This is a genomic window from Bradyrhizobium sp. CCGB12 (assembly GCF_024199845.1).
Taxonomy (GTDB): domain Bacteria; phylum Pseudomonadota; class Alphaproteobacteria; order Rhizobiales; family Xanthobacteraceae; genus Bradyrhizobium.
Window position 1 is genome coordinate 325728 of sequence record NZ_JANADO010000001.1, and the last position, 14208, is coordinate 339935.

General features: G+C 65.3%; 14 protein-coding genes. 5 read left to right on the top strand and 9 right to left on the bottom strand.

All coding sequences use genetic code 11. The features are described from left to right. Positions 1-150: 150 nt before the first annotated feature. From NLM27_RS01555 to NLM27_RS01585, 7 genes are all read right to left on the bottom strand, one after another. Positions 151-981, bottom strand: a complete 831-nt coding sequence (locus NLM27_RS01555; RefSeq protein ID WP_254141660.1) for an ABC transporter permease — start codon at positions 979-981, stop codon at positions 151-153. After that, positions 978-2240, bottom strand: coding sequence for an ABC transporter permease (locus NLM27_RS01560; protein WP_254141661.1), 1263 nt, complete (start codon positions 2238-2240; stop codon positions 978-980). Before NLM27_RS01560 ends, NLM27_RS01555 begins: the two co-directional genes overlap by 4 nt. A 282-nt stretch (positions 2241-2522) precedes the next feature. Further along, on the bottom strand, positions 2523-3590 hold the full coding sequence (locus NLM27_RS01565) for an ABC transporter substrate-binding protein (RefSeq protein WP_254141662.1): 1068 nt from the start codon (positions 3588-3590) through the stop codon (positions 2523-2525). An 81-nt stretch (positions 3591-3671) separates the two neighbouring features. After that, positions 3672-4781 carry an ABC transporter ATP-binding protein gene (locus NLM27_RS01570; RefSeq protein ID WP_254141663.1) on the bottom strand — a complete coding sequence of 370 codons (1110 nt, stop codon included), beginning with the start codon at positions 4779-4781 and terminating at the stop codon, positions 3672-3674. Between the two features lie 135 nt (positions 4782-4916). After that, on the bottom strand, positions 4917-6485 hold the full coding sequence (locus NLM27_RS01575) for a DUF4403 family protein (protein ID WP_254141664.1): 1569 nt from the start codon (positions 6483-6485) through the stop codon (positions 4917-4919). Between the two features lie 143 nt (positions 6486-6628). Next, positions 6629-7267, bottom strand: coding sequence for a glutaminyl-peptide cyclotransferase (locus NLM27_RS01580; protein WP_254141665.1), 639 nt, complete (start codon positions 7265-7267; stop codon positions 6629-6631). Positions 7268-7302: 35 nt separating this feature from the next. After that, positions 7303-8523: a helix-turn-helix domain-containing protein gene (locus NLM27_RS01585; RefSeq protein ID WP_254141666.1), complete on the bottom strand. Its 1221-nt coding sequence runs from the start codon at positions 8521-8523 to the stop codon at positions 7303-7305. 153 nt (positions 8524-8676) lie between these two features. Between NLM27_RS01585 and NLM27_RS01590 the strand changes: the two genes are divergently transcribed. Together NLM27_RS01590 and NLM27_RS01595 are read left to right on the top strand one after the other, a co-directional pair. Next, positions 8677-9468 (top strand): thioredoxin family protein, encoded by a 792-nt coding sequence (locus NLM27_RS01590; RefSeq protein ID WP_254141667.1) that lies wholly within the window; start codon positions 8677-8679, stop codon positions 9466-9468. Beyond that, positions 9465-9725 carry a hypothetical protein gene (locus tag NLM27_RS01595; protein WP_254141668.1) on the top strand — a complete coding sequence of 87 codons (261 nt, stop codon included), beginning with the start codon at positions 9465-9467 and terminating at the stop codon, positions 9723-9725. Before NLM27_RS01590 ends, NLM27_RS01595 begins: the two co-directional genes overlap by 4 nt. A gap of 100 nt (positions 9726-9825) precedes the next feature. Here NLM27_RS01595 and NLM27_RS01600 read toward each other — a convergent pair whose 3' ends face one another. Continuing rightward, positions 9826-10242 carry a cytochrome c family protein gene (locus tag NLM27_RS01600; protein WP_254141669.1) on the bottom strand — a complete coding sequence of 139 codons (417 nt, stop codon included), beginning with the start codon at positions 10240-10242 and terminating at the stop codon, positions 9826-9828. A gap of 111 nt (positions 10243-10353) precedes the next feature. Further along, complete coding sequence (locus tag NLM27_RS01605) at positions 10354-11070, bottom strand: L,D-transpeptidase (RefSeq protein WP_254141670.1); 717 nt, start codon at positions 11068-11070, stop codon at positions 10354-10356. A gap of 274 nt (positions 11071-11344) precedes the next feature. Here NLM27_RS01605 and NLM27_RS01610 point away from each other — a divergent pair, with 274 nt between their 5' ends. From NLM27_RS01610 to NLM27_RS01620, 3 genes are all read left to right on the top strand, one after another. After that, entirely contained in the window at positions 11345-12397 is a 1053-nt protein-coding gene (locus NLM27_RS01610; RefSeq protein WP_254141671.1) for a glycosyltransferase family 1 protein, read from the top strand. A 33-nt stretch (positions 12398-12430) separates the two neighbouring features. Further along, positions 12431-13120, top strand: coding sequence for a class I SAM-dependent methyltransferase (locus NLM27_RS01615; protein ID WP_254141672.1), 690 nt, complete (start codon positions 12431-12433; stop codon positions 13118-13120). 155 nt (positions 13121-13275) lie between these two features. Then, positions 13276-13935 carry a hypothetical protein gene (locus NLM27_RS01620; protein WP_254141673.1) on the top strand — a complete coding sequence of 220 codons (660 nt, stop codon included), beginning with the start codon at positions 13276-13278 and terminating at the stop codon, positions 13933-13935. Positions 13936-14208: the final 273 nt, after the last annotated feature.

Sequence of the window (14208 nt, forward strand, 5' to 3'; positions counted from 1 at the left end):
AGGGGGGCTCGCGTCATTCCGGGGCGCGCACTCTTGGGCGCGAGCTACGATGCGCAATTGCGCATCTGAGAATCCATTCATCCACCGTCGCCTCGGCCCGATGGATTCCGGGCTCGCGCTTCGCGCGCCCCGGAATGACAGTGGGGCAGGTCAGCCGCTGCTGCCCTTGAGCCGTTCGTTGCGCCGGCGCAAGCCTTCCATGGTGGCGAGGAGGATGACCGATACCGTCGTCAGAATCACCGCTGCGGCCGTGATCGTCGGGCTGATGTTCTCGCGGATGCCGGCGAACATCTCGCGCGGCAGGGTGCGCTGCTCGGGACCTGCCATGAACAGCACGATCACCACTTCGTCGAAGCTGGTCGCGAAGGCGAACAGCGCGCCCGACGCGAGGCCAGGCATGATCAGCGGCAGGATCACGCGGCGGAACGCGTAGAGCGGCGAGGCGCCGAGTGAGGCGGCGGCGCGCACCAGATTGGTGTCGAAGCTTTGCAGGGTCGCGCCGACCGTGATCACCACAAAGGGCGTCGCCAGCGCGGTGTGGGCTAGTATCAAGCCGAGATAGCTGCCCGTCAGTCCGATCGGGGCGAAGAAGAAATAGAGACCGACCGCGGTGATGACGCCGGGCACGACGACCGGCGACAGCACGAAGGCCAGCACGAGCGGTTTGAGCCGGCTCTTCCACTGCGCCAGCCCCAGCGCGGCCAATGTGCCGAGCACCATGGACAGCACCGTCGAGGCGACGCCTATGATCATGCTGTTCTTCAGCGAACTCATCCAGCGCGGCGAATTGATGAAATCGTCGTACCAGCGCAAGGAGAGCCCGGGCAGCGGATAGGTCAAGTAGGAGCCTGAGCTGAAGGACAGCGGCATGATCGCCAGGATTGGCGCGATCAGGAAGATGAACACCAGCGTGGAGATGACGATGGTCGCAGTCCACGCGACGCGCTGGCTGGGCGTGCGGAGGGAGGAATAATCGCTCAATTCTTCATGCCCCCCGTGACCTGCTGTCCCTGCACCAGCTTGCCGTAAAGGAGAGCGAGCAGAACAGTGGCCAGCAGCAACACCGCACCCAATGCCGAGGCAAGGCCCCAATTGGCCGTCTCGGTCGTGTAGAGCGCGATGAAGTAGCTGATCATCTGGTCGGCGGCGCCGCCGACGAGCGCCGGTGTGATGTAGTAGCCGAGCGCCAGGATGAAGACGAGCAGACTTCCCGCGCCGATACCGGGCAGTGTTTGCGGCAGGTAGATCCGCAGGAAGGCGGTGACCGGCGGCGCACCGAGCGAGGCGGCGGCACGCATGTAGGCAGGCGAGATCGCCTTCATGCTGCTGTACAGCGGCAGGATCATGAACGGCAGGAGAACGTGGGTCATTGCCACGCAGACACCGAAGCGGTTGTAGATCAGCCGCAACGGCTCGTCGATGATGCCAAGCCAGTGCAGGCTGTCGTTCACGACGCCCTTGCTCTGCAACAGCACGATCCAGGCGCAGGTGCGGACCAGAAGCGAAGTCCAAAACGGTAGCAGGACGAAGATCATCAGCAGGTTCGACCGGCCGGGCGGCAGCGTCGCCAAGAGGTAGGCGACCGGGAAGCCAAGGATCAGGCAGAGTGCCGTGACGCTGAGGCTGATGATGAAGGTGCGGGCGAAGACGCTGCGGTAAATGGCCTGATCCGGCGCGGCCGCGACGATCGCGCCGTCCACGTTCCTGACGAGGTCGAGCGCCGCCAGCAGGTAGAAACCGGTCAATGGGCCGCTGGCATCCTTGATCGTCGTCCATGTCGCGCGTTCGCGCCAGGCCGGATTGATCTTGCCCAGCGTCTCCTTGGCCGTGCCGGGCTCCGGCACCGCCTTCAGATTGCGTGCAGTGCTGGTCAGGATCGTGCGGAAGCCGTTGAGGGCGTAGTTCAGCCGCTTGGCGGCGATGGCCATGGTGCCGGAGGCGCGCGCCGCCAGGATATCGCTGGCCAGTGCCGCGTAGGCGCTTTCGTTCGGCAGGTCCTTGCCGTCCCAGCCGGCGAGAGCAGCGACGGTCTGGGGCAGGATCTGGCGTACCTCCCGGTCGTCGACCGAGCGCCACAGCATGCCGGCGATGGGGCCTGCGAAGGTGAAGAGCAGATACAGCAGAAGCGGCAGAACCAGTGCCAATGCCTTGAGCTGGCGCGCCCGCTCGGCCCGCTTCAGACGGCGCTTGAGCGGCACTTCGGTCGGGGCGTCGGCGCCGGTCACAGACGCGGCCGTCATGGATTGAGCCTCTTTGACCGGACATCCCTCGCCATTTCAGGCAGGGCAATCGCATGTGCCCTTTCGGAGCGGCCTGAGCAAGCGCCTCGTCCTTCGAGACGACCGCTTCGCGGTCTCCTCAGGATGAGGCTCATCGACAACGGCGCTTGTAAAGTCGCTGCCACAGACTCAAACCTCATCCTGAGGGCCCGCCGTAGGCGGGCGTCTCGAAGGATGTGCCGCGGGCAAGCGATCCGCCACGTTTTTCCCTCTACTTGCGCCGCACGCCGGTTCCGTCGCGCGCTATTTCGCGGCCCATTTGTTGAAGCGCTCGGTCAGGCGGTCGATGTTCTCGAGCCAGAAGCCAACGTTGATCTCGACCGCGTTCTTGATGTTGTCAGGCGCTGTCGGCAGATCCTTCAGAACGGCGGGCTGCAGCCGGGCGGCTGCGTCCTTGTTCGAGGTGCCATAAGCAATGTTCTCCGACAGTTTTGACTGGTTCTCCGGCTTGCCTGCGAAATCCAGGAACTTGTAGGCCGCGTCCTTGTTCGGGCTCCCCTTCAGGATGACCCAGCTGTCGAGCGTGAATAGCGCTCCGTCCCACACCATGCCGAAATTCTTCTTTTCGTTCTTGTTCGCGGTATCGATGCGGCCGTTGTAGACCGAGGTCATGGCCACCTCGTCGGAAGCGAGCAATTGCGGTGGTTGGGCGCCGGCCTTCCACCAGACGATGTCGCTCTTGATGGTGTCCAGCTTCTTGAAGGCGCGATCGATGCCTTCGTCGGTGGCCAGCACCTTGTAGACATCCTTCGGCGCGACGCCGTCAGCCATGAGGGCGATCTCCAGCGTGGTCTTCGGACCCTGACGCAGGCCGCGCTTGCCCGGAATCTTCTTGGTGTCGAAGAAGTCGGCCCAGCCGTTGGGGGCTGTCTTCAGCTTGTCCTTGTCGTAGCCGAGAACGAAGTCGTAGAGGATGGCGCCGACGCCGCAGGGATTGACTGCCGGCGGGATATAGGCGGCCTCGCCGCCGATCCTGGAATAGTCCATCTTTTCGAACAGGCCTTCCTCGCAGCCGACCGCGAGCTCGTCGCTCTCGACCTGGACGAGATCCCAGGTGGCGGCGCCACCCTGCACCTTGGCGCGCAGCACCCCGATGCCGCCGTCCCAGGACTCGTCGTTCATCGGAAGGCCGGCTGCCTTCTTGAACGGCTCGAAATAGACCTTCTTCTGGGCATCCTGATACGCGCCGCCCCACGACACGACGGTGAGGTCACGCGCCTGCCCGGCCGTCGTCAGCGCCGCACCGGCAGTGAGCGCCGCGGCGAAACCCAACGCGATCTTGCCAATCTTGCCAATCTTGCGCTTCAGCATGGTCTTTGTCCCTTCGTGTGAGTTGCGTTGAGGTGGATCGATGTCGGTTCGCTCGTGTTGAAGAATGGCTGCAGCGTTGGATCAGACGGGATCGAGGGCCAGGCAGTCCTCGGGGCGGAAGGTGATGAACACGCTGTCGCCATGTCCCAGGTTGTCATGTGCGTCCGGCTGAAGCTTGACAATGAATTCCCGGTTGCCGGCGACATCGAGTACGGCCAGCGCGTGGTCCCCGAGATAGATGGTGCTTTGCACCCTGGCCGGCAGGCGGTTCGGTCCGTCGCCGGAGGTGCCGTCCGGGATGATGGAGATCCGCTCCGGTCGCACCGACAGGGACGTCGATGCGCCTGCGCCGGATACGTTGACCGCCCGCGCGGTCACGGCACCGCCACCGGCGAGCGCGACGCGGCAATAGTTTTGTTCGACCGTCTCGACGGTGCCGGCCAGCACATTGTTCTCGCCGATGAAGTGGGCGACGAAGCTGTTTACCGGATGCTCGTACAGCGCATCGGGCGTGTCGATCTGCTGCACAATGCCGTCGTTGAACACGGCAATGCGGTCCGACATGGTGAGCGCTTCACTCTGATCGTGGGTGACGTAGACGACGGTGATGCCCATCGTCTCGTGCAGTTGCTTGATCTCCAGTTGCATCTGTTCCCGCAAGCGCTTGTCCAGGGCGCCCAAGGGTTCGTCCATCAGCACGAGCTGCGGGTTGAAAACCAGCGCGCGCGCCAGCGCCACGCGTTGCTGCTGACCGCCGGACAGCTGCCCGGGCCGCCGGTTCGCCAGGGTTTCCATCTTGATCATACGCAGCGCCGCCCTGACGCGCTCCTGCGCTTCCGCCTTGCCGATCTTGCGAACGGATAGCGGGAAGGCGATATTCTCCGCGATCGTCAGATGCGGAAACAAGGCATAGTTCTGGAATACCATGCCGATGTCGCGCTTATGCGGCGGCATGTTCTTGATCGGCCGTTCCGCGAGGTAGATCTCGCCATGGGTCGGGACCTCGAAGCCGGCCAGCATCATCAGCGTGGTCGTCTTGCCCGAGCCCGACGGGCCGAGCAGGGTGACGAACTCGCCCTTTTTGATTTCGAGATCGAGGTTCTTCACCACGAGGTGCTCGCCATCATAGGTCTTCTGAATGCCGGAAAAGCGCACCAGTGCCGGCGCAGGCGTGACCATGCCGGCTTCCATATTGTCCTCGCGTTGCCCCGCTGCCGTGCTGTCAGCACTTCGTTTGAGATTGAGGACCAGCTTAGCACCCTCCAACGAGAATGCCAGCGGCCCAAACGACGAAGATGCGCGCGGGCCCGGTGAGTGAAGGCGTGCCTACATCCCCGACAGCTTCGTCACCGATACGTTCAGCGAGCCGCCGGCTTCCGCAACGACACGCAACGTCTTCGAATCGAAGGCGATGTCGGCGAGGGTCAGGCTATCGATCTTGGCCTCGACCTTGAGACCGTCCTCGCTCTTCTGGTAGTCGGCGATCGCGGCGGCGATCTTCTCGCGGGCGTTGGCTGCGATCGGCTTCAAATCAAGTGTCGCGTTCTGCACCAGCGCCTGCTGCATCTGCGGCACCACGGCGCGTGCGGCGGCGCCAAGCAGGCCGAATGCGGCCTCGGATTCCACCGCGAGCTGGATGTCGGCGAGCCGCAGCGTCTGTTGCGCCTGGTCGAGCACCGGCCGGCCCCAGATGTGCACGGTCGCCTCGGCACCGAGGCCGAACCAGCTCTTCTTCTCCTTGGCGCGCACCAGCAGCGAGATCAGCAGGCGGTCACCCGAGGGGATCACGTTGACGCTCTTGACGGTGACGTCGACCGGGCCGGAGCCGTCCTCGGGATAGGTGTGGCCGACCATCTGCGCCGCGATCAGCTTGTTGATCTCGGTGAAGGGCACGTCGATCGGCACGCCGATGTTCACGCCCGTGCCCGTCGGCGGCACGATCGAGATCTTGTCGGGGAACGGGCATTCAGGCTTGGTCGGCGCCGAGGTCACGCGCGTCTCGGCCTCAAGGCCGAGCAGCAGCGTCACGGCCCGCGCGTCGACGCGCGGCTGCGCCGCGATCGCCCGCACCGGCTTCATCTCGAGCCAGAGCGGTGGCAGTGCGGCCGACGAGCCCGAGCCTTGCAGCGGGATCGAGCGGCACGCCTTGGCCCATTGCACTTTCGCATTCTCGCGCAGGCTCGGATCGTTGCGGATGCGCTCGGAGACGATGTTGATCTGCTCGCCGACATTCTTGTCGATCAGCGGCTTCACTTGCGCTGGCACGTTGACCTTGGCGCCGGCGACGTTGAGGTTGGTATCGCCGAGATTGACCTGGGCGCCGAGATTGGGTTCGAGATGCCAGGCGGCGGCGAGCTTTGGACGCGAGGTGACGACCACGTTGCCCCTGATCTCGGCGCTGGCATTCAGGTTCTTGATGTTGACCGCGCCGATCCGTTTCGCCGCGTCGCCGCCGAGCACGCTGCCGAGCGCGTCGCCGAGCGCGCCGGTGGCTTTGGAGGACAGCGAGCCCGTGACGTTGAGCTTGCCGGTGAGCGGCGTCGACAGCGTCAGCACGTCCTTGTCGCCTGCGGCCGACATCGGACCGCGGACTGCGGACCAGCCGATGTCGGCGTTCTCCAGGATCTGCGAGATCGGGTTGTCGGCCTTTCCCGCGAAGTTGCGCGGCGAGGCTTTCTCGGCCTGGTCCCGGATCGCCGACAGCGCGATCGCGACCGGCGCGATCACGATCGAGCTCTTCGAGACGGGCGGCAGCGGCGGTAGTTGCGCGACCGGCGGCGCCGAATTGGTCGCGCGCGGCGACAGGAAGTCCATCGCCTTCAGGCTGATGAAAAACGACCCCGCGAGCACCACGACGGCGATCAGGATGGTCTTCAGATTCAACGTCAGTCGCATCAATCCCCCAAGCCCGGCCCCGGGATGGGAGTCTACAGGGCAGGCGAGAAGGGCGCTAGAGCGCAAGGATGGGGTGGAATTGGGGCGAATGGGTTAACGGCCGCGAACCCATGTTGCCGCACATTCAAGCCGTCATCCCAGGGCTAGCTGCGTCGCGGACGGCGGACGGCTCTCACATTGCCGCGATCGCCGCCACCGCAGAAGAAGCGGTCGCCGCCGTCGGACTCCAAGCCTGAAACCATCGTCCCGGCGGGCAGGTCGAGCTGCTCGAGCACCTTGCCCGTCTCGGGGTCGATCCGTCGCACGTCGCTCTCTTCGTTCTCCCAGGTGCCATGCCAGAGTTCGCCGTCGACCCAGGTCACGCCGGTCACGAAGCGCTTGCTCTCGATGGTGCGAAGGACCTTTCCCGTTTCGGGATCGACCTGATGGATCTTGCGCTCGCGATATTGACCGACCCAGAGCGACCCTTCGGCCCAGGCCAATCCGGAATCGCCACCGCCGCCGGGTGAAGGGATCGTGCCGAGCACCTTGCCGGTGGCGGCATCGATCTTCTGAATGCGATCCTCGGCGATCTGGAACAGGTGCCGGCCGTCGAATGCCGTCCCCGCATGCGCGGCGATATCGATGGAGCGCGCGATCTTGCCGTCGGCCGGATCGATCGCGTTCAACTTGTCGCCCGATGCGAACCAGACATGCTTGCCGTCATAGGTGACGCCATGCACGGCTTCGACGCCCGCAAAGGGCCCGTATTCCCTGACGATCTCGGCAGCTGAACGCTTCATGTGCTCGATCCCTGTGGATGTGACCTGATCTCATCCTACGTCTTCAGGAATGGTCCGGGGAGTAACAAGCCTGTCGGGAAACCCGGAACGGGCGGGGTCATCCAGCGCCGCGCGCGACCGTGTCCGAAGGACTGCACCTTGTTCGAGCGCGCCAGCTCTTCAAGCGCTCGCTGCACCGTCCGCGCGCTCGTGGCGAGCGCGAGTGCGAGCGCCGAGCTCGACCACGGCTCGCCATCGGAGAGGAGGGCGAGGACGGTGGCGTGCTTCTCCTCGACCGGCCGCGCCAGCACGACAACGTCTCGCGTCTTGCGCGGGGTCAGCGAAAAGCCTTGCTTCGTTGCGCTGACACCGGCGAGAGGCTTGAGCTTGGCGCGGAGCCGGCCGATCTCGACCCGGAGCCGGGCGCGATGTGATTCATCGACGTGCCTCGCCCGAAACGCCGCGGCCATCAACGCCTCTCGTGACACGTCCGCCGGCCACGCCTGCGCCAGGGAGCGGGCAAGCGCGAACAGCACCGGCCGCGTTCCGAGCGACACGACGATGCCTCCCATGCGAACGGTGTGATGGAACATGTCCACGACGAGCGCGCTCGAGGCCCCCAGCGCTTCGACCTGTCCAAGCAACAGCGGATGCTCCTCGCCGCGCGCGATCAGGCGGGCCGCGGGCGTGTCGAGCACGAGGTTCGCGCTTTCGACCTCCGCCGCGAGCGCGGGAATGCCGGCGAGGCGCGCCGCACGTGCCGCGCGGTCGAGCGCGGCGCGCGCATCTTTCGTCCTGAGCCGCCTGATGGCGATGCCGGCGATCACGAGCTCGCGGACGACTTGCGATGCCGGCGGGAGCGGGGAGGTGATGAGCTCGGCCAATGCATGCTCGGCTTCGTCGACGCGGCCGAGGAGGAGGAGACGGCGCGCTTCGATATGACCCGCATGGGCGGCATTGGCGAGGTCGCCGTGCCTGTCGAGCGTCGCGCGTGCCGCCGCGAGCGTCTTCACCGGCCAGCTCAGATCGCGCGAGACGAGCGCGATCTCGGCTTCGGCCACTACGCATCTTGCGCGCGCCACCGCCTCTCTCGGACCGAACGCACGCGCGGCGCTGCGCAGCAGCGACTTCGCCTTCGCGAGATCGCCGAGCTGTGCCATCGCGATGCCGCGCAGCGCCAGCGAGGGCGCGTCGTTGCGCAGCGCAACGCGGTTCAGCGCGCCGAGCGGATCGCCGGCCTCGAGCGCCCGCGCGGCGGCCGTGATCAGCGATTCCATGTCAATCCCGCCACACTTGTTACTCCCACCGCGCAACCGCGAGGTGCCAGTAATCGTTGACGGCCGACAATGTGCGGTGAGGGGCGGGAGGTTCCGCGTCCGTCATGACGCGGCGCGGAATGACGGCCGAAGCAACAGATTTGGAGAGACATCATGACATCAGTTCAAAACGCAGGGACTAGCGGACAGCCCGCCATGCAAACGCCGCCGGTGGTGTCGCCGCAGGACTGGGAGGCGGCCCGTCTGCAACTGCTCGTGAAGGAAAAGGCCCATACCCATGCCCGCGATGCCCTGGCCGCCGAGCGCCGGCGCATGCCGTGGATGGCGGTGGACAAAACCTATGCGTTCGAGGGCCCTGGCGGCAAGGTCAGTCTGGTCGACCTATTTCAAGGCCGGCGGCAGCTGATCGTCTACCGGGCGTTCTTCGAGCCGGGGGTGTTCGGCTGGCCCGATCACGCCTGCCGCGGCTGCTCCATGGTTGCCGACCAGGTCGCCCATGTCGCGCATTTGAACGCCCGCGATACCACGCTCGTCTTCGCCTCGCGCGCGCCGCAGGCCGACATCGCCAGGTTGAAGCAGCGGATGGGTTGGACCATGCCGTGGGTCACCATCACCGACAGTTTCGACGCCGATTTCGGCGTCGATGAATGGCACGGGACGAACGTGTTCCTTCGCGACGGGACGCGCATCTTCCGCACCTACTTCGTCAAGAGCCGCGGCGACGAGCAGATGGGCGGCACCTGGAACTATCTCGACATCACGCCGCTCGGCCGGCAGGAGGTGTGGGAGGACTCGCCGAAGGGCTATCCGCAGACGCCGACCTACAAATGGTGGAACTGGCACGACAGCTACGCGGAAGGCGCCGCGCCGGACAAGAAGTGGGTGGAGATATCGGACGCCGGCGAGAAGGCTTTTCGCGAGGAGGCCGCGGGAGAACGGAAATGACCTCTCCCGTCAGCGCGGCCGCTGCCAGCCGCGACGGCGTGGTGGCCGCGCGTCACCTCGCCAGATGGCTGGGGCTGGCGGCCACGCCGACCTTCGCGATCATGGCCGTGCTGACGGCCATGCTCGGCGACGGTCCGGCGGACTTGCTGTGCGCCGCCGGGCACGGGTCCGTGCTCGGCGGGATGGTGCCAATGTATCTCTTGATGAGCGCGTTTCACTCGGCGGCGTGGTTGAGACTGCTTGCGGAGCGGCGATGAGGGGGCGGTAGACGCCGCGTCGTGCCCGCCTTGTCCTTCGAGACGAGCGTGGCCCGATCACCGATGCCAAATGAAAGCGACCCGGCCCCGCCCCGGGTTGTTACTGCGAAGCAGCTTGCAGATAAGCAACGATCTTACCCGCTTCGTCAGCCGAGACGCCGCCGTAAGGCTGCATCTTGTTGCCGGACACGACCTCGTCCGGCTTGACCATGAAGCGGGTGAGCTTGTCCTGGTCCCAGTCGAAGCCGGCTTCCTTCATTGACGACGAGTAGTTGTAGTTCGGCAGCGAGCCGGCCTTGCGTCCGACGATCTTGTTGAGATTGGGACCGAGGCGATTGTCGCCCTCCTTCACGGAGTGACAGGTGCGGCAGGAATTGTTGAAGGCCTGCTGGGCCGCGGCGTCGCCCGCCGGCTGCTGTGCAAGCGACAAGGACGCGGACAGGAGCAGCGCCAGTGCTCCGGCGCCGGCGATCGCGTGCGGCCATGGGCTTGGCGAGGATTGCTGGCGTGATTGCATCTGCGCCTCCATCGGGGATCGCGCCGCAGCACGCGCGCGTTGGGATGTGGAGGGCAAACGACAACGGCCCCGGTGGGTTCCGGGGCCGTTTGCGTCACAATGTCCTGCCGCTTAGCGCGTCGCGGCTCCGAGCTCCGCTCTTCGCTCCGTCATCGGCAGCACGATCACCTTGGTGCCGACGTTGACGCGGGAGTAGAGGTCGGTGACGTCATCATTGGTCAAGCGAATGCAGCCGGACGAGACGCGCTTGCCGATGGTCTCAGGGGCGTTGGTGCCGTGGATGCGGTAGATGGTGCCGCCGAGATACATGGCGCGGGCGCCGAGCGGGTTGCCGGGACCGCCGGCCATGTGGCGCGGCAGATAGGGCTGGCGGGCGATCATCTCCGGCGGCGGAGTCCAGGCCGGCCACTCGGCCTTCCGGCTCACCGACTGGATGCCGGACCAGGTGAAGCCGTCGCGGCCGACGCCGATGCCGTAGCGCAGCGCCTGGCCATTGCCGAGCACGTAGTAGAGGTAGGTGTTGGGCGTATCGATGATGATCGTGCCCGGCGCTTCGCGCGTTGCGTAGGAGACGGTCTGGCGGCGGAAGCGGGCCGGCATCTCGACCTGGTCCTGATCCTCGGACGGTTCGGTCTGATAGGTTGGCGCCTGGTAGGGCTGGTAAGGCTGCAGCGGCTGCGGCGCGACCATCGGCGGCAGTGGCTGGAAGAAGGGGAAGAGCTGCACGGGTGCGGCCTTGGCTGCACCTGCGAATGCGATCGCGGAGATCGCGACTGCACTGACCGCAACGGCGCGCGAATACGTCTTGAACGTGTCCAGATTGAACATTTGATCGCCCCTGTTTGCTCGGTGTTTTTGAACACCGTGGCACCGTTTCGGTGCTCCGTTGCCCAAACTCCTAACGGCAAAACGTTTCGGGACATTTGCGCGGAAAACCGAAAACGGTTTCGTCGCGGCAAGGATTGTTTCATGACAGTTTCGTGGCCGTGCCGGCCCGTTAACGAACAAAACAGTCCGCCGACACTTCGATGACGTCACACGCCTGAAATATCCGTGGTTGATGGTCCTAAGCCGAGAATCATCAAACTCTCGGGATTTTCCCATGCGGGTATTAATCGCGACTGACGCCTGGCATCCGCAGGTCAACGGCGTGGTGCGGACGCTGACCTCGCTGGCGAATGCAGCCAAGGCGCTCGACGTCGAGATCGACTTCCTCACCCCGGACGGCTTTCCATCCTGGCCGCTGCCGACCTATCCCGGCCTGCGCATCGCGCTGCCTTCGCAGAAGGAGATCGCGCGGCGGATCGAGAAGGCGGCGCCGGACGCGCTGCATATCGCAACGGAAGGCCCGATCGGCTGGGCCGCACGGGCCTATTGCCGCCGCAACCGGCTCGCCTTCACCACGTCCTATACGACGCGCTTTCCCGAATATGTCTCGGTGCGGACCGGCATCCCCGCGAATGTCGGCTATGCCGTGCTGCGCCACTTCCACGATGCCGCCGCCATGACCATGGTGGCGACGCCTTCGCTGCGGCAGGAGCTGTCCGAGCGCGGCTTCAAGCGGCTCGGCTTCTGGACGCGCGGCGTCAACACCGAGCTGTTCCATCCTGACAGTCCGGCGAAGCTCGGTCTGCCGGGTCCCATCTTCATGACGATGGGACGTGTGGCGGTGGAGAAAAATCTCGAAGCGTTCCTCTCGCTCGACCTGCCCGGCACCAAGGTGGTCGTCGGCGACGGTCCGCAGAAGGCGGCGCTCGAAAAGAAATATCCCGGCGCAGTCTTCCTCGGCGAGAAGAAGGGTGCCGATCTCACCGCGCATCTCGCAGCGGCCGACGTGTTCGTGTTTCCGAGCCTGACCGACACGTTCGGCGTGGTGCAGCTCGAGGCGCTTGCCTGCGGCACGCCGGTTGCGGCGTTTCCGGTCACGGGCCCGAAGGACGTCATCGCCGATCACCCGATCGGTGCGATCGACCATGATCTGCGCGCCGCATGCCTGCGCGCGCTCACCATGTCGCGTGAGACCTGCCGCAACTTCGCGCTGGAGCGCTCCTGGGAAAACAGCGCGCGTCAGTTCGTCGGCAATCTCACCTCACTTCAGCCCAGCCGCATCCTGCGTGCCTCGCCCATCATGGCGCGGCGGCCGGTGCGCGGTTGATCCTGCTTTTGACCCACAGCGAGAACCTCATCGATGGCTAAGATCATGAACCTTGACGGCACCCAGCAGCTTGACCTCACCCGTGGCACGGTCGAGCAGGCCTATGACCGCTGGGCGCCCGTCTACGATCTCGTGTTCGGCGGCGTTTTCGCCAAGGGCCGGCAAGCCGCGATCGCAGCCACCAACAAGATCGGTGGTCGCGTGCTCGAAGTCGGCGTCGGTACCGGCATCTCGCTGCCGCTCTATGCACCCAACCTGCGCATCTTCGGCACCGACATCTCGGAAGCGATGCTGGACAAGGCGCGCCGCCGCGTCAGCGAGGGCAATCTGAAGAACGTCGAGGGCCTCGCGGTGATGGACGCCGAGAAGCTTGAATTCCCCGACAATTCTTTCGACGTCGTGATGGCGCAATATGTCGTCACCGCCGTGCCCAATCCGGAAAAGGCGCTCGACGAATTCGCCCGCGTGCTGCGCCCGGGCGGCGAGCTGATCATCCTGACCCGCGTCAGCGCCGACACCGGCATGCGCCGCTTCATCGAGCAGAGGCTCCAGCCGGTGGTGCGTCCGCTCGGCTTCCGCACGGCCGAGTTCGCCTGGTCGCGCTACGCGAAATGGCTCGCCGGTGCCCGCGGCGTCGAGCTCGCCGAACGCCGCCTGATCCCGCCGCTCGGGCACTTCTCGTTGGTGCGCTTCCGCAAGGTCGACGTCGCCAAGGCAGCCTGAGCAAGGCTGCGTGAGAGCGGCGGCGCGATCCGCCGCTCACGCGTACACGTGCGTCATCGCGCCGCTGCACATTGTCATATGACAAAATGATGATGTCACACGGCCTACATCGAATCCCTGTAAATCCCGTACCCGAAAGCATTTTGGGGGAGAGCATGATCAAGAATTATCTCGAGCAGCTGCGGATCCAGCGCTGGGACGACCATCGCTATTATCACCACAGCCGCATCAATCAGAGCCTGCACTTCGTCAGCGCGCTGAGCTTCCTCTTTGCCTATGTCTGGCTGTTCATCGATCCCATGATCTCCGCGCTGGTCGGCTGGCTGGTCTCGATGACCTCGCGCCAGGCCGGTCACTTCTTCTTCGAGCCGCACACCTACGACCACATCAACCAGGCGACGCACGAGCACAAGGAAGAGATCAAGGTCGGCTACAACCTTCAGCGCAAGGTCGTGCTGATGGCGATCTGGGCAGCGTCCCCGCTGGTGCTGTTCGTCGATCCCACGCTGTTCGGCCTGTTCACGCCCTGGGCGACCGCGACCGACTTCATGCGGCAGGTTGCCAAGATCTGGCTGGTGATCGGCGGCGGCGGTCTTCTGTTCCGCACCGTGCACCTGTTCTTCATCCGGGACGTCGAGACCGGCCTCGTCTGGATGACCAAGATCCTGACCGACCCCTTCCACGATCTGATGCTCTATCGCAAGGCTCCGCTTGCCCTGATGCGCGGCGAGCTGATGGATCCCGGCCTGCACCTCAACCCCGAGCACACGCTGGGCCTCATCGGCGAGCCCACGCTCGAAGAGCAGCACGCCTGAGCGCGCCGTCCTTACTGAACGCTCCGATGTCTGATGGTTACGTCATGCCCGGCCTTGTGCCGGGCATCCACGTCTTGGGGGCTGCTCGCGCGGCGGCGCTTCCTTCGCCTCTCCCCGCGCGCGGGGAGAGGCCGCATTTGCGCGAAGCGCATGTGCGGGTGAGGGGGGCTCTCCGCGGGGGAACTGGTGGCGGTTCGCGCACTAACTCTCACCGCGCGCGCGGAGAGTCCCCCTCACCCGAACCCTCTCAGCGCGAGCGTAGCTCGTCGCGGC

Excerpts from the sequence above, each read along its gene's own strand:
- NLM27_RS01560 (WP_254141661.1), bottom strand. The coding sequence starts at position 2,240 with ATGACGGCCGCGTCTGTGACCGGCGCCGACGCCCCGACCGAAGTGCCG.
- NLM27_RS01565 (WP_254141662.1), bottom strand. The coding sequence starts at position 3,590 with ATGCTGAAGCGCAAGATTGGCAAGATTGGCAAGATCGCGTTGGGTTTC.
- NLM27_RS01570 (WP_254141663.1), bottom strand. The coding sequence starts at position 4,781 with ATGGAAGCCGGCATGGTCACGCCTGCGCCGGCACTGGTGCGCTTTTCC.
- NLM27_RS01575 (WP_254141664.1), bottom strand. The coding sequence starts at position 6,485 with ATGCGACTGACGTTGAATCTGAAGACCATCCTGATCGCCGTCGTGGTG.
- NLM27_RS01580 (WP_254141665.1), bottom strand. The coding sequence starts at position 7,267 with ATGAAGCGTTCAGCTGCCGAGATCGTCAGGGAATACGGGCCCTTTGCG.
- NLM27_RS01585 (WP_254141666.1), bottom strand. The coding sequence starts at position 8,523 with ATGGAATCGCTGATCACGGCCGCCGCGCGGGCGCTCGAGGCCGGCGAT.
- NLM27_RS01590 (WP_254141667.1), top strand. The coding sequence starts at position 8,677 with ATGACATCAGTTCAAAACGCAGGGACTAGCGGACAGCCCGCCATGCAA.
- NLM27_RS01595 (WP_254141668.1), top strand. The coding sequence starts at position 9,465 with ATGACCTCTCCCGTCAGCGCGGCCGCTGCCAGCCGCGACGGCGTGGTG.
- NLM27_RS01600 (WP_254141669.1), bottom strand. The coding sequence starts at position 10,242 with ATGCAATCACGCCAGCAATCCTCGCCAAGCCCATGGCCGCACGCGATC.
- NLM27_RS01605 (WP_254141670.1), bottom strand. The coding sequence starts at position 11,070 with ATGTTCAATCTGGACACGTTCAAGACGTATTCGCGCGCCGTTGCGGTC.
- NLM27_RS01610 (WP_254141671.1), top strand. The coding sequence starts at position 11,345 with ATGCGGGTATTAATCGCGACTGACGCCTGGCATCCGCAGGTCAACGGC.
- NLM27_RS01615 (WP_254141672.1), top strand. The coding sequence starts at position 12,431 with ATGGCTAAGATCATGAACCTTGACGGCACCCAGCAGCTTGACCTCACC.
- NLM27_RS01620 (WP_254141673.1), top strand. The coding sequence starts at position 13,276 with ATGATCAAGAATTATCTCGAGCAGCTGCGGATCCAGCGCTGGGACGAC.